This window comes from Phenylobacterium sp. LjRoot219 (assembly GCF_964252995.1).
GTDB lineage: Bacteria > Pseudomonadota > Alphaproteobacteria > Caulobacterales > Caulobacteraceae > Phenylobacterium.
Genome location: NZ_CAXUQI020000001.1, coordinates 1,393,091 through 1,407,300, shown reverse-complemented (window position 1 = coordinate 1,407,300; position 14,210 = coordinate 1,393,091). Strand labels below are relative to the sequence as shown.

Annotated in this window: 8 protein-coding genes; 5 read left to right on the top strand and 3 right to left on the bottom strand. The window is 68.7% G+C overall.

Translation table 11 applies throughout. The features are described 5' to 3' along the window. Nucleotides 1-91: 91 nt before the first annotated feature. Nucleotides 92-1,903 (bottom strand): methionine--tRNA ligase, encoded by a 1,812-nt coding sequence (gene metG, locus ACSQ14_RS06885; protein ID WP_436011037.1) that lies wholly within the window; start codon nt 1,901-1,903, stop codon nt 92-94. Nucleotides 1,904-2,273: 370 nt separating this feature from the next. On the opposite strand from metG, the gene ACSQ14_RS06880 reads away from it, so the two are divergent. Further along, nucleotides 2,274-4,208 (top strand): hypothetical protein, encoded by a 1,935-nt coding sequence (locus tag ACSQ14_RS06880; protein WP_436011035.1) that lies wholly within the window; start codon nt 2,274-2,276, stop codon nt 4,206-4,208. On the opposite strand, the gene ACSQ14_RS06875 is transcribed toward ACSQ14_RS06880, so the two are convergent. Continuing rightward, nucleotides 4,192-4,545 (bottom strand): DMT family protein, encoded by a 354-nt coding sequence (locus ACSQ14_RS06875; RefSeq protein WP_436011034.1) that lies wholly within the window; start codon nt 4,543-4,545, stop codon nt 4,192-4,194. The two genes, ACSQ14_RS06880 and ACSQ14_RS06875, sit on opposite strands and share 17 nt — an antisense overlap. A 74-nt stretch (nt 4,546-4,619) precedes the next feature. Further along, a complete protein-coding gene (locus tag ACSQ14_RS06870; RefSeq protein WP_436011033.1) occupies nt 4,620-5,102 on the bottom strand; it encodes a universal stress protein in 483 nt (160 codons plus the stop codon). A gap of 338 nt (nt 5,103-5,440) precedes the next feature. Between ACSQ14_RS06870 and ACSQ14_RS06865 the strand changes: the two genes are divergently transcribed. The 4 genes from ACSQ14_RS06865 (at nt 5,441) to ACSQ14_RS06850 (ending at nt 14,083) form a co-directional block, all read left to right on the top strand. After that, nucleotides 5,441-6,646, top strand: a complete 1,206-nt coding sequence (locus ACSQ14_RS06865) for an efflux RND transporter periplasmic adaptor subunit (RefSeq protein ID WP_436011032.1) — start codon at nt 5,441-5,443, stop codon at nt 6,644-6,646. A 6-nt stretch (nt 6,647-6,652) separates the two neighbouring features. After that, nucleotides 6,653-9,817 carry an efflux RND transporter permease subunit gene (locus ACSQ14_RS06860; RefSeq protein WP_436011031.1) on the top strand — a complete coding sequence of 1,055 codons (3,165 nt, stop codon included), beginning with the start codon at nt 6,653-6,655 and terminating at the stop codon, nt 9,815-9,817. Then, nucleotides 9,814-11,238: an efflux transporter outer membrane subunit gene (locus ACSQ14_RS06855; protein WP_436011030.1), complete on the top strand. Its 1,425-nt coding sequence runs from the start codon at nt 9,814-9,816 to the stop codon at nt 11,236-11,238. The genes ACSQ14_RS06860 and ACSQ14_RS06855 overlap by 4 nt, the downstream gene beginning before the upstream one ends. Before the next feature lie 334 nt (nt 11,239-11,572). Next, nucleotides 11,573-14,083 carry a TonB-dependent receptor gene (locus ACSQ14_RS06850; protein ID WP_436011029.1) on the top strand — a complete coding sequence of 837 codons (2,511 nt, stop codon included), beginning with the start codon at nt 11,573-11,575 and terminating at the stop codon, nt 14,081-14,083. Nucleotides 14,084-14,210: the final 127 nt, after the last annotated feature.

Sequence of the window (14,210 nt, the reverse complement as noted above, 5' to 3'; positions counted from 1 at the left end):
ATCTCCGGCCCAGATCCTCCACCGCGCAGCGGGGGAGGTGGATCGCGCCAAAGGCGCGAGACGGAGGGGGGCGTTCGGGGAGAAGGGTTCCCTAAGCTGGCTTCTCGCCCCCGCCGAAGCGTTCGCGCCATTCTTCGACCTGGGTGTCCTCGACCTTGCGGAACAGCACTTCCGGCGCCTGCACCGGACGGCCGGGCTCGAGGACAGCGAGCGTCCCCTGCCCGTCCAGCGCCGGCCAGCGGCCGGGGAAGGACTCGCCGACGCCCATCGCGATCTTCTCGGCGGCGAACGGGATAAACGGCTCGCTGACCTTGGCGAACAGGGCGACCAGGTTCAGGCCGTAGCGCACCGCCACGGCGGCGCGGTCGCGGTCGGTCTTGATCGCCGTCCACGGCGCGGCTTCGGTCAGGTACTGGTTGCCGAGCACCCAGAGCTGGCGCAGCGCCGTCGCCGACTTGCGGAACTCGCGGTCCTCCATGTGGCCGGTCAGCTCGCGCAGCTTGGCCAGCACGTCCTCCTCGAGCTTGGCCTCCAGCGGCCCGGGCGCGCCGCCCTCGGGGACCACGCCGTCAAAGCGGCTCTCGGTGAACTTGCAGATCCGGTTGACGAAGTTGCCGAGCACGTCGGCCAGGTCGGCGTTCACCTGGGCCTGGAACGGCTCCCAGGCGAAGGTCGAGTCCGAGGTCTCCGGGGTGTTGGCGATCACCCACCAGCGCCAGTAGTCGGCCGGCAGCAGCTCCAGCGCGTGGTCCATGAAGACGCCGCGCTTCTGCGAGGTGGAGAACTTGCCGCCGTAATAGTCCAGCCAGTTGAAGCCCTTCAGCTGGTCGACCAGCTTCCACGGCGACGGATTGGTCGTGTGCCACTTGCCGTCGGCGTCGCGGCGCTCGTTGACCCCGATCAGGGTGCAGGGGAAGCCGACGGTGTGGAAGGGCACGTTGTCCTTGCCCATGAACTGCACGTAGCTGACGTCGCCGGCCTCGGCCCCGCGCCACCAACGCTCCCAGTCGGCGTCCTGCGGCTCGCGGCCGGCGTCGGCGGCCTGGCGGTCGGCCCATTCCCAGGTCGCGGCGATGTATTCGATCGGCGCGTCGAACCAGACATAGAAGACCTTGCCGGCCAGCCCTTCGATGTCGGGCAGCTGACCGTCGGGGTTCGGCCCCCACTCGAAGGCGTTGACCGGCACGCCCCACTCCAGGTCACGGGTGATGCCGCGGTCCTGCAGCCCCTCGTCCAGCCACTTCAGGGCGATCGAGGTGACCAGGTGCGGCCAGTGCGGCCGCTTGGCCTCGATCCAGGCGCGCAGCTTCTCGGAGAACAGGCTCTGGCGCAGGAACAGGTGCTTGGAGCCGCGGATCTCGATGTCCGGCGAACCGGAGACCGCCGAGCGCGGGTGCAGCAGGTCGGCCGGATCCAGCACCCGGGTGCAGTTCTCGCACTGGTCGCCGCGCGCCGCCTCGTAGCCGCAGTGCGGACAGGTGCCGATGACGTAGCGGTCGGGCAGGAAGCGCTTGTCGGCGTTGGAGTAGACCTGCTGGGTCACCCGCTCCTCGACGAAGCCCGCCTCCCAGAGGGTCTGGGCGAAGCGCTGGGTCAGCCGGTGATTGTGCGGCGACGACGAGCGGCCGAAGTGGTCCCACGACAGGCCGAACCGGCGGCCGAGGTCGTGCTGGACGGTGTGCTGCTCGCTGCAGAAGGTCGCCGGATCCTGGCCGGCCTCGGCGGCGGCCAGCTCGGTCGGCGTGCCGTGCTCGTCGGTGGCGCAGATATAAAGCGTCTCGCGACCGCGCGACCGCTGGAAGCGGGCGTAGACGTCGGCCGGCAGCATCGAGCCCGCCAAGGTCCCGAGGTGCTTGATCCCGTTGATGTAGGGCAGTGCCGAGGTGATCAGGATGCGGGACATGGTGCGGACTTATACGCCTCGGCATGGACGGAAGACCGGCGCTTATAGCCACGACGGCCTCTGACGCGAAACCCGGCGACCACGATTCTCGATCCCATCGGCGCCCGACACCGGCGCAGGAACCCCGCTGCCGGCTGCGGCGAGGTCCACCTACGGTGGAGCTTGCTGCAACCGTGTCGCGAGCTGAGCAGCAAATGTTATTGCCGCCCCGCTTCGCCGACCTAGTAATAATGGCTCAGGGTCCGAGATAATTGCCAAGCCATAAGCAACGTACGGCTCGAATTAGTTCGAGCCGAAAGTGATGTGCGGACAATAGGGGGATGTCACCCTGCTTCCGCGTGCAAAACTCCTCCGGGAAGGAGATGTGAAAGTGCAGCGCCTGATCGGTGTCTTCTTGCTGACTTGCTGCGCTTTCCTGCTGATTTCCGCAGGCATTTCTAATCCGACGACCAGGACGCGCGCGACGGCGGTCCCCGGCTTTCAGATCGCCTACTCCGACATGGTCGGTCCCGGCTACGAGCCCAACGATCCCAAGGCGCCCATTCTGATCGTCGGCGGCGCCGACAATCCGTTCTCCGCCTACTATCCCGAGCTGCTGAAGGCCGAAGGCCTGAACCTGTTCACGGCGATGCGGGCCCAGGACCTCACCGCTGAAGCCCTGGCCGACCGCCAAGTGGTGCTCGTCGTCAGTTCGCTGCTGTCGCCGGCCGCGATCGCAGCGCTGGAGGACTGGGTGCGCGCCGGCGGGCTGCTCGTCGCCATGCGGCCGCAGGGGCCGGTTCTGGAGTTGATGGGCTTCACGCGCACGCGGGCGGACGCCCTGCGCCACGCCTACCTCCTGGCCAGTCCATCGCTGCAGATGAGCCGCGGGATCGTCAACGAGACCCTCCGCGTCCACGCCTCGGCCGATCTGTGGGAGCCGCTGCCCGCGGCGCAGCTCGTCGCCGGACAAGACGACGCGCCGGTCACCGTGGCGCAGCTCTACGCCGATTCCACCACCGCCCTGCCCCACCCGGCGGTCACCGTGCGCCGCATCGGCCGCGGCTATGGCGCGGCCTTCGCCTTCGACCTGGCGCGCTCGGTCGCCCTGACCCGGCAAGGCAACCCGGTGTGGGCCGGCAAGGAACGCGACGGCTCCCTGCCCCGGCGGCCCAACGACCTGTTCTTTCCCGACTACTTGAACCTGGACAAGATCGGCGTGCCGCAGGCCGACGAACAGCAACGGCTGCTGGCGAACCTGATCCTGTCGGCCGCGGGCGCGCCCCTGCCCCGCTTCTGGTACCTGCCCAACGGCAAGCGCGCGGCGATCATCATGACCGGCGACGACCACGCCACCACCGACGGGACGGCGGAGCTCTTCGCCCGGCTCGCCGCCCTGAGCCCGGCAGGGTGCCGCCTGGAGGCCTGGGAATGCCTGCGGGCGACGGCCTACGTCACGCCCGCCACCGACCTGTCGGCCGAGAACGCCGAACGGTTCCGGAAGATGGGCTTCGAGGTCGGCGTCCACGTCGACACCCGCTGCCGGAACCAGGACAACGCGACCCTGTCGAACAGCGTGGAGACCCAGCTGCGGGGGTTCCACCGCAAGTACGCAGACCTGCCGCGGCAGACCACGCACCGCATCCACTGCATCGTCTGGAACGGCTGGGCCGACCTGGCGCGCATCCAGCGACAGAACGGCATCCGGCTGGATCTGAACTATTACCACTGGCCGCCGCCGTGGCTCGATCAGCGGCCGGGCTTCATGACCGGCTCGGGCTTTCCGATGCCGTTCATCGACAGCGACGGCTCTGTGCTGGACATCTACCAGGCCGCCTCGCACCTGGTCGACGAAAGCGGCGTGCCGCAGCTCGAAGGCGTGCGGTTCATGGTCGAGCGCGCGCTCGGCCCTGAGCAGTTCTTCGGCGCGTTCGGCACGCACTACGACCATTCCGACCGCTACGAGGACGTGCTGATCCAGGTCGCGCAGCAGCACGGCGTGCCGCTGGTCTCCGCCGAGCAGATGCTGAGCTGGCTCGACGGCCGCAACGGGTCGCGGTTCGCACAGCTGCGCTGGAAGGACTCGAAGCTGCGCTTTGACGTCCGCCTCGGGGCCGGGGCCGAGGCCGCTTCGGTCATGCTGCCCGCCGCCTTCGCCGGCGTCAGCCTCCGCAGGGTGACCTGCGCCGGCAAGCCGGTCGAGTTCGCCGTCCAGACCATCAAGGGGCTCGACGTGGCCTTCCTGGCCGCGCGTCCCGGCCAGTGCGAGGCGACCTACGGCCCCGACGCCCGGCCGCTCCGTTACGCCGCTAGAACGGGCCTTTGAACACCACCACCGCGCCGAGCCCGATCAGCACGAAGCCGACGAGATGGTTGGCGGTCAGCTTCTCGCCCAGCCAGGTCGCGGAGAAGATGGCGAACACCACCAGGGTGATCACCTCCTGCATCGCCTTCAGCTCGGCCGGCGCATAGACTGCGCGCCCCAGCCGGTTGGCGGGAACCGCCAGGCAGTATTCGAAGAAGGCGATCCCCCAGCCGATCAGGACGATCAGCCAGAGCGGCCGGTGCTCCACCTTCAGCTGGCCGTACCAGGCGAAGGTCATGAAGACGTTGGAGGCGAGCAGCAGCGCGACGGGCCCGATCGCGGTCCAGGTCTGAGGCATCGAACGCGCAGCTCCGTCCACGGCGGTTAAGCTCGCCGCGCCTTAGCCGGACTGCGCGCCTGACGCCAGCAAACCTAGGCCGAGACCTCGGGTTCCGCGCCCATCGCCGCCGCGAACGCCTCGAAGCTGATCTCCCCGCGGGCGATCAGCAGGCTGCAGTTCAGGTAATCGGTGAGATAGGCCCCGTTCGGTCCCGACCACCAGCGCTGCAGCAGGTTCTGCCGCCGATGGCCGACCACGACCAGCTCGGCCTTGATCTCGCGCGCGTAGGCCGAGATCTCCTGCGCCGGTTCGCCGCGCACCAGCTTGCCCTTCACGTGGAGGCCGAACTTGCCCAGCCCGCGCACCGCCTCTTCGAGCAACTGCCGATAGGTGTCGTCCTGATAGGCCATGGCGCCGGCGTAGGCGCCTTCGGCCACCCGCATGCCCGGGGTCTCGGGCACCACCGCCAGGACATAGAGGTCAGCGCCGAACTGACGGACGAGCAACGCGCCTTCCCGCAATGCGGTCCGGCCCTCGCGCGAGCCGTCGTAGGCGACCAAGACTCTCTTATACAATCTTCGTTTCCTCCGCCGGAGACCGGCTTTTTTTATATTAGGGCCAGCGCAGCAGGAATACACGGCGCCGCCTAGGTGCGTTCCTTCACAAAATCGCTCCCGGCGCTGTCGCGCCCTCCCAGAGCGCGCGCGCCATGCGACGACCGGCGTTCTTTGAAGTAAACTGCAATGCGCTCTTCGCATTCGCCGCGTAATCAATACGGATCGAATCGCACCGCATGAACGGAGCTCAATGGGCGACTTTATATTTCCGCCCTGAAGCACGTTTTTTCACCTGCAACCCCTGGAACGCCCCTGGCGATCTTTGGAAACAACACGCGACTTGTCGTGGCTGTCTGATGATGCTTTCTGCACGCGACACCCCATCGACTTTCCTCCCCGAGACCTTGGGCTACATGTCGTTGAAATCGCTCGCTCTGCCAGGCTTGGCGCTGCTGCTGCTGCTGACCGGCTGCGCGAAAAAGAATCCCCCGCCGCCTCCGCCGCCGGAGGCCGGCTACGTCGTGCTCGCGCCGCAGACCGCCTCGATCGACATCGAGCTGTCGGGCCGCACGACCGCCTATGAGACTTCCGAGGTCCGCCCGCAGGTCTCCGGCCTGATCCTGGCCCGGCGCTTCACCGAAGGCTCAATCGTCCATCAGGGCGAGACGCTCTACGAGATCGATCCCAGCCTCTACGGCGCGGCCGCGGCCGAGGCCAAAGCCAATGTCGGCCAGGCCGAAGCCAACCGCGCCGCGGCCGAGGCCCGGGCGTCGCGCTACAAGCCGCTGGTCGAGATCGAGGCGGTCAGCAAGCAGGACTACACCGACGCCGTCGCCCAGGCCCGCCAGGCCGCGGCCCAGGTCGCGCAGACCCGCGCGGCGCTGAAGACCGCCGAGATCAACCTGGCCTTCACCCGCGTGCCGGCGCCGATCACCGGCCGGGTCGGCCGCTCGCTGGTCACCACCGGGGCGCTGGTCACCAGCGGCCAGGACAGTCCGCTGACGACGATCTCCCGGCTCGATCCGATCAACGTCGACATCCAGCAGTCGAGCGCCGACCTGGTGGCCCTGCGCAACCGGCTGGCCTCCGGCGGGGTGCTGCCCTCCGGGGCCAGCGTCCAGCTGATGCTGGAGGACGGCAGCGTCTATGCGCAGCGCGGCCGGGTCGAGTTCGCCGAACCGCTGGTCGATCCGAGCACCGGAACGGTGACGCTGCGCGCCCGCTTCCCCAACCCGCAGAACCTGTTGCTGCCGGGCATGTTCGTCCGCGCCCGGTTCTCGCAGGCGACCTTGCAGAACGTCATCCTGGCGCCCCAGCAGGCGGTCTCGCGCACCCCGCGCGGGGACGCCTCGGTGATGCTCGTCGGCCCCGACAACAAGGCGGTGCTGCGCCAGATCAAGGTCGACCGGACGATCGGCGACAAGTGGCTGGTAGTCAGCGGCCTGGCGGCCGGCGACAAGGTGATCACCGAAGGCCTGTCGCGGGTGAGACCCGGCCAGCCGGTCCACCCGGTCCTCGCGGGCTCGGCGGCTGCAGCCCCGGCCGCCCAGGCGGGGCGCTGACCCGGCATGATCTCGCGCATTTTCATCGACCGCCCGGTTTTCGCCTGGGTGATCGCCATCGCCATCATGCTGGCGGGCGTCGCCGGCATCCGCTCGCTGTCGGTGGCGCAGTATCCGGACGTCGCGCCGGCCACGGTGAACGTCCGCGCGGTCTATCCGGGCGCCTCGGCCGAGGTGCTGGAGGCCAGCGTCACCCAGGTGATCGAGCAGCAGCTCACCGGCCTCGATGGGATGATCTACTTCTCGTCGAGCTCCAGCTCCGCCGGCCGGACTGACATCACCGTCACCTTCGACAAGGGCGTCAATCCCGACATCGCCCAGGTTCAGGTGCAGAACAAGGTGCAGCAGGCGCTGCCCCGGCTGCCGCAGGAAGTGCAGCAGCAGGGCCTGACCATCACCAAGGCGAACAACGACTTCCTGGCGATCCTGGCGCTCTATGACGAGACCGACCGCAGCACCAGCGGCGACATCGGCGACTATCTGGTCTCCCATTTGCAGGAGCCGATCGCCCGCATCGAGGGCGTGGGCGAGGTCAATGTCTTCGGCTCGCAGTACGCGATGCGCATCTGGCTCGACCCGTTCAAGCTGTCGAGCTTCAACCTGACGCCGGAAGACGTGACCACGGCGCTGCGCGCGCAGAACGCCCAGGTGGCGGCGGGCGAGGTCGGCGGCCTACCGTCGGCCCCTGGCCAGATGCTCAACGCCACGGTCACCGCCCAGTCGCGGCTCACCTCGCCCGAGCAGTTCCGCGCCATCGTTCTGAAGACCCAGCCGGACGGCTCGATCGTCACCCTCGACCAGGTCGCCCGGGTCGAGCTTGGCCAGGAGAGCTACAACGTCATCAGCCGGCTGAACCGACACCCGGGCGCGGGCCTGCAGGTGACGCTGGCGCCCGGCGCCGACGCCCTGAAGACTTCCGACCTGCTGCACGCCGAGGTGGCCAAGCGGGCGAAGGACTTCCCCCCTGGCTACAAGTACGCCTTCCCCAACGAGGCGGCCTCCTTCATCAAGCTCTCGGTCAAGGAGGTGGTGAAGACGCTGTTCGAGGCGATCGTCCTCGTCGTCATCGTCATGTTCGTCTTCCTGCAAAGCTGGCGCGCCACCCTGATCCCGGCGATCGCGGTGCCGGTCGTGCTGCTGGGCACCTTCGGCGTGCTGGCGGTGTTCGGCTACAGCATCAACACGCTCACCCTGTTCGGCATGGTGCTGTCGATCGGCCTGCTGGTCGACGACGCGATCGTCGTGGTCGAGAACGTCGAGCGCGTGATGCACGAGAACCCGGGCATGTCGGCCCGCGAGGCGACCATCATCTCGATGGACCAGGTGCAGACGGCGCTGATCGCCATCGCCCTGGTGCTCTCTGCCGTCTTCCTGCCGATGGCCTTCTTTGGCGGATCGGTCGGCGTGATCTACCGCCAGTTCTCGATCACCATCGTCTCCTCGATGGTGCTTTCGGTGGTGGTCGCCCTGGTGCTTTCGCCGGCGCTCGCCGCCGCCCTGCTGAAGCCGCCGGGCGAGGAGCGCCACGACAGCAACGTGCTGGACCGGATGCTCGGCCGCTTCGGGGTGCGCTTCAACGCCTGGTTCGACCGCACCGCCGAGCGCTACCAGCGCGCCGTCCACGGCATCATCGAGCGCAAGCGCCTGGCAATCGTCGTCTACGCGCTCGTCTGCGCGGTGCTGGCCGCCCTATTCACCAGCCTGCCGACCAGCTTCCTGCCGCAGGAAGATCAGGGCGGCGGCATGGTGCAGTACACCCTGCCCCCGGGGGCGACCCAGGCGCGAACGCTGGCGGTGGCCAAGGCCATCGAGGATTATTTCCTCGGCGACGAGCGGGCGAACATGGAGACGCTCTACACCGTGACCGGCTCGGGCCCGGCCGGCACCGCGCAGAACAACGGCCGCGGCTTCCTGAACTACACCGACTGGGACGACCGCAAGGGCAAGGCCAATTCGGCCGGGGCGATCTCGCAGCGCGCGACCCAGAAGCTCTCGAGCCTGCGCGACGCCCAGATCGTCGCGCTGAACCCGCCGCCGATCCGCGGCCTGGGCTCTTCGAGCGGGTTCACCATGCAACTGCTCAACACGGGCGGGCTCAGTCGGGCTGAATTCAAGACCCGGCTCGACGCCCTCATGACGGAAGCGCGCAACGATTCCAGCGTCACCGGCGTGCGGCTGAACTCGCTGGAGGACGCCCCGGCGCTGAAGATCACGGTGGACACCGCCAAGGCCGGGGCGCTGGGCGTCAGCCAGGCGCAGATCAACAGCACCATCAACGCCGCGTGGGGCGGCTCCTACGTCAACGACTTCATCGACCGCGGCCGGGTGAAGCGGGTCTACATTCAGGGCGACGCCCAGTACCGCAGCCGGCCCGAGGACCTCGGCGACTGGTTCGTCCGCACCAACAGCGGGACCATGGCCCCCTTCTCCAGCTTCGCGCGGGCGACCTGGGAGACCACCCCGCGGGTGGTGTCGCGCTTCAACGGCGTCTCCGCCTTCGAAATCCAAGGCGACGCGGCCGAAGGCAAGAGCACCGGCCAGGCCATGAATCGCATGACGGAGATCGCCGCCAAGCTGCCCGGCGTGGCAGTCGACTGGAGCGGCCTGTCCTATGAGGAACGCCGCTCCGGCGGCCAGGCGCCGCTGCTCTACGCCGTGTCGATCCTGGTGGTCTTCCTGTGCCTGGCGGCGCTCTACGAGAGCTGGTCGATCCCCTTCGCCGTGCTGCTGGTGCTGCCGCTGGGACTGGTCGGCGCGACCATCGCCGTCGCGCTGCGCGGCATGGCCAACGACGTCTACTTCCAGGTGGGCCTGCTGACGACCATGGGGCTGTCGGCGAAGAACGCCATCCTGATCGTCGAGTTCGCCGAACTAGCCGAGAAGCGGGGCGCCAGCGCCGTCGCCGCGGCGCTGGAGGCCGCCCGGCTGCGCCTGCGGCCGATCCTGATGACCAGCCTGGCCTTCATGTTCGGCGTGCTGCCGCTGGCCATCGCCACCGGCGCGGGCGCCCAGAGCCGGGTCGCCATCGGCACCGCGGTGATCGGCGGCGTGGTCACCGGCACCCTGCTGGCGATCTTCTTCGTGCCCTTGTTCTTCGTGCTGGTGCGCCGGCTGTTCCGTCCCCGCGCCGGCCACGGCCGCCCGGAAGCGACCGAAGGAGCCCCGGCGTGAGGCGCGCGCTGAGCCTGCTGTTCGCCGGCGCCACCCTCGCCGGCTGCACCCTGGAGCCGCGCTATGTGCGCCCCACCCCGGCCGTGCCGACGGCCTGGCCGAGCGGCGACGCCTACCTGACGTCGCAGCGCGACGCCCTGCCGGCGCTGAGCTACCGCGAGGTGTTCCGCGATCCGAAGCTGACCGCGCTGATCGACCAGGCGCTGGTCAACAACCAGAGCCTCCGCGCGGCGATGGCCAATGTGGAGATCGCCCGCGCCGGCTACCGCCTGCAGCGCTCCACCCTGTTCCCCAGCGTCGACGCCGCCGCCGACGCCGGCCAGGTGCGCACCCGCCAGGCGACCGCGGCCGAAGCTGACGTGCAGCGCAGCTACCAGGCTAGCCTCGCGGCGGCCTTCGAGCTCGACCTGTTCGGCCGGCTGCGCAGCCTGAGCCGCACGGCCCAGGAGCAGTACTTCGCCACCGAAGCCGGCGCCCGCGCGGCGCGGCTGACGCTGGTAAGCGAGGTCGCCCGCGCCTACCTGACGCTCGCCGCCGACCGCACCCTGCAGGCGATCGCCGCCGACACCGTCGACAGCGCCGCGCGCACCGTCACCCTGACCAAGGCGCGGCTCGACGGCGGGATCGCCGCGCGCACCGACCTCGCCCAGGCCGAGACCGCGCTGCAAGCCGCCCGCTCGGATCAGGTGGCGCTGATCACCCAGGTGGCGCAGGACCGCAACGCCCTGGAGCTGCTGGTCGGCGGCCCGGTCGCCGACGGCGCCCTGCCGGCCAATCTCGCGGCGGTCGACGACCTGCTGGGCGAGGCCCCCGCCGGTCTCGACTCGCACATCCTGCTGCGCCGGCCCGACGTGCTGGCGGCCGAGCACCGGCTGCGGGCGGCCAACGCCCAGATCGGCGCGGCGCGGGCCGCCTTCTTCCCGACGATCAGCCTGACCGGCCTCGCCGGCTACGCCAGCCCGCAACTCAGCGGCCTGGTCGCCGAACGCAATCTCACCTGGCAGGCGGCCGGCGGCGCGGACCTGCCGATCTTCGCCGGCGGCGCCAATCTGGCCAACCTGGCCGGCGCGAAGGCCGAGCGGCGGCTGGCGGTGGCCGAGTACCAGGGCGCCATCCAGGCGGCGTTCCGCGACGTCGCCGACGCCCTGGCCCGGCGCGGCACGATCCGCCAGCAGATCGAGGCCAAGGAAGCGCTGCAGGCGGCGGCGGCCGACAGCTTCGAGCTGTCCGACGCCCGTTACCGCGCCGGCGTCGACCCCTATCTGGCGACCCTGGTGGCGCAGCGGACGCTCTACGTCGCCCGCCAGGGCCTCACCCAGACCCAGCTGGACGAGGCGCTGAACTTGGTCGCCCTGTATGCGGCGCTCGGCGGCGATCCCGCCATCGAGACCCTGCCGGTCATCGCCGCGCCGAGAACCTGAACGCCGGGCGCCGATCTAGGCGCGTCACGAAGCTTGAGATCGACCGAGGCGGGCGTCGTTGACGCACGTCATGAGTGCGTACGCCACCAGTAGTCGTACCGAGAACAAGTGTCTCCTCGCCTCGGACCACCGCCATTGCGGCCACAGTCAACAGGTTCCGCGGCGTCAATGTTGACGGTTTGATGTCGACATGGAAGCAATTATTCAAAGGCGATTCTTTCGGCGGGGCCCGCACCGAGAAGAACACAGGCCAAGCCTCCGGATACGTCCAAATAAATGCTTGGGCGGCGCCAACGCGCGCCAGCCCGACAAAAAACATAGGGAGGCTGACACCATGAGATCTTCAGGTCGCTTGTTCTGGCTGCTCGCCAGCACCGCGCTCGCGTGTGGCGCCGGCGCGCCCGCCTGGGCCCAATCCACCACATCCAAGCCCGCGGCCGCCACCGAGCTCGACACCGTCGTCGTCACCGCGCGGCGGATGGAGGAGCGCCTGCAGGACGTTCCGATCTCCATTACGGTCTACAACCAGGACCAGCTGTCCAACCGCAACATCGTCAACAGCACCGACCTGGCCGCCTATACGCCCTCCCTGGCGGTCAACGGCCGCTACGGCTCCGACAAGTCGAGCTTCGTGATCCGCGGGTTCTCGCAGGACCTCAACACCCTGCCGACCGTCGGCGTCTACTTCGCCGACGCCGTCGCCCCCCGGCTGACCTCGAACATCACCAGCGGCAACGGCGCCGGCGTCGGCAGCATGTTCGACCTGCAGAACGTCCAGGTCCTCAAGGGGCCGCAGGGCACGCTGTTCGGCCGCAACACCACGGGCGGGGCCATCCTGCTCGTGCCGCAGCGCCCGACCGACCGGTTCGAAGGCTATGTCGAGGGCACGCTCGGCAACCTGGACGCCCGGCGGATCGAAGCCGTCGTCAACGTTCCGATCACCGACAGCCTGCGGGTGCGCGCCGGCGTCGACCGCAACGTGCGTGACGGCTTCATCAACAACCGGTCGGGCATCGGTCCGAGCGACTTCAGCGACATGGATTACTTCGCCGGGCGTTTGAGCGTCCTGTGGGACCTGACGCCGCAGCTCGAGAACTACACGGTCCTCACCTACGCCAAGTCCGACACCCACGGCACGCTGCCCCGGATCGCCTACTGCAACCGCGGGACGGTGCCGGGCTCCACCGGCTCCACCGCCATCACCCGGGCCGCGGCCTGCGCCCAGTACGACCGGGAGACCGCCGCCGGCTACGGCTTCTACGACGCGTCCAACATCAACCCGGACCCGTTCGTGAAGTCGCGGACCTGGCAGGGCATCAACACCACCACCTGGCACGCGACCGACAACCTGACCGTCAAGAACATCCTCAGCTACGGCGTGGCCAAGGAGCGGTATTCGTTCAGCCTGAGCGGCGACTTTATCCCCTTCCCCTTCGTCCTCACCTATCCGGGCCCGGACACGCCGCAGGGCCACCAGTGGACGTTTACGGAAGAATTCCAGCTGCAGGGGCGCAACTTCGACGATCGCCTGAACTGGCAGGCCGGCCTCTATCTGGAGCGCAGCGAGCCCAAGAACGGCCAGGAGCAGTACACGCAGATCTTCTCGCAGTGCACGAACATCTACGCGTTCCAGTGCACGCCCTTGACGCTGACGGTCGCCGGCCGCCCGGTTCCGGCCGGCAGTGTGTCGATTGCGCGGAACAACTATTACTACCGCAACACGGCGCTCTACGCGCAGGGCACCTATAACCTGACCGACCAGTTCAGCCTGACCGCCGGCATCCGCAACACCTGGGATTGGCAGAAGGAGACCGCCGACAACATCCGCGTCATCACCTCGGCGGCCGGCCCGCTGGTGTTCAGCTGCTCGCGCGCCGCGACGCCGGCCGGTGCGAACTCCAGCCTGCTGACCAGCGGGGTCTGCGGCGTCGGCCGGACCTTCAAGACCAAGTCCTCCGAACCGACCTGGCTGCTCAACCTCGACTACAAGCCGAACGACGACACCCTGCTCTACGCGAAGTACGCCCGCGGCTATCGCGGCGGCGGCATCAACGAGGCCAACTTCGGCGCCGAGACCTGGGAGCCGGAAACTGTCGACAACTACGAGCTCGGCCTCAAGACCAGCTTCCGTGGCCAGGTTCAGGGGACCTTCAACATCGCCGGCTTCTGGAACGAGTTTAAGGACCAGCAGGCTTCGGTGTTCATCCCGCAGTGCACCGCCAACATCCCCGGCTGCACCAACCCCGCGCCGACCGGCATCAACGGCATCCAGAACATCGGCCGCTCACGCCTGCGGGGCGTCGAGGTCGACGGATCGCTGCTGCTGAGCGACCAGCTGCGGCTCGACTACGGCTACGCCTATCTCGACGCCAAGGTTACCGGCGGCAGCGTGCCGTTCTGCGACAACACCCGCTTCATCTGTTCGCAGGCGTCGTTCCTCGGCGCCGGCACGGTGCTGCCCTTCGCGCCGAAGAACCGCTTCACGATGACCGCCACCTATACGCTGCCGCTTGATGAGAGCATCGGCGACATCTCCCTCGGCGCCACCTTCACCCACACGTCCGAATACTTCACCGGGCACGGCAGCGACGCCGCGTTCGCCGCCGGGGCCATCCCGTTCAACGCCAGCCTCAGCCCGGCGACCGACCTGCTCAACCTCAACCTGAACTGGCGCAACATCGCCGGCCGTCCGGTTGACCTCGCCGTCTACGCGACGAACATCGGCCAGGAGAAATACTACGTGGCGGCGGCCAACGCCCTCTCCACGGTCGGCGCCGAGTACCTCATCCTCGGCGAGCCGCGGATGTACGGCGTCCGCCTGAGGTACCGCTTCGGCGGCCAATAGAACGCCGAAGCTTGAGCGACCGGCGGCCCCTCGTCCACGAGGGGCCGCTGTTGTGTTGGATCGGCCCGCAGACGGGCGCGCTTTGCGCCTCGCCATTGCCGGGTTGAAGCGCATCGCCTGGCATGCG

What these genes read in the sequence shown, in the direction of transcription:
- metG (WP_436011037.1), bottom strand. Translation starts at nt 1,903, where the DNA reads ATGTCCCGCATCCTGATCACCTCGGCACTGCCCTACATCAACGGGATC.
- ACSQ14_RS06875 (WP_436011034.1), bottom strand. Translation starts at nt 4,545, where the DNA reads ATGCCTCAGACCTGGACCGCGATCGGGCCCGTCGCGCTGCTGCTCGCC.
- ACSQ14_RS06865 (WP_436011032.1), top strand. Translation starts at nt 5,441, where the DNA reads ATGATGCTTTCTGCACGCGACACCCCATCGACTTTCCTCCCCGAGACC.
- ACSQ14_RS06860 (WP_436011031.1), top strand. Translation starts at nt 6,653, where the DNA reads ATGATCTCGCGCATTTTCATCGACCGCCCGGTTTTCGCCTGGGTGATC.
- ACSQ14_RS06850 (WP_436011029.1), top strand. Translation starts at nt 11,573, where the DNA reads ATGAGATCTTCAGGTCGCTTGTTCTGGCTGCTCGCCAGCACCGCGCTC.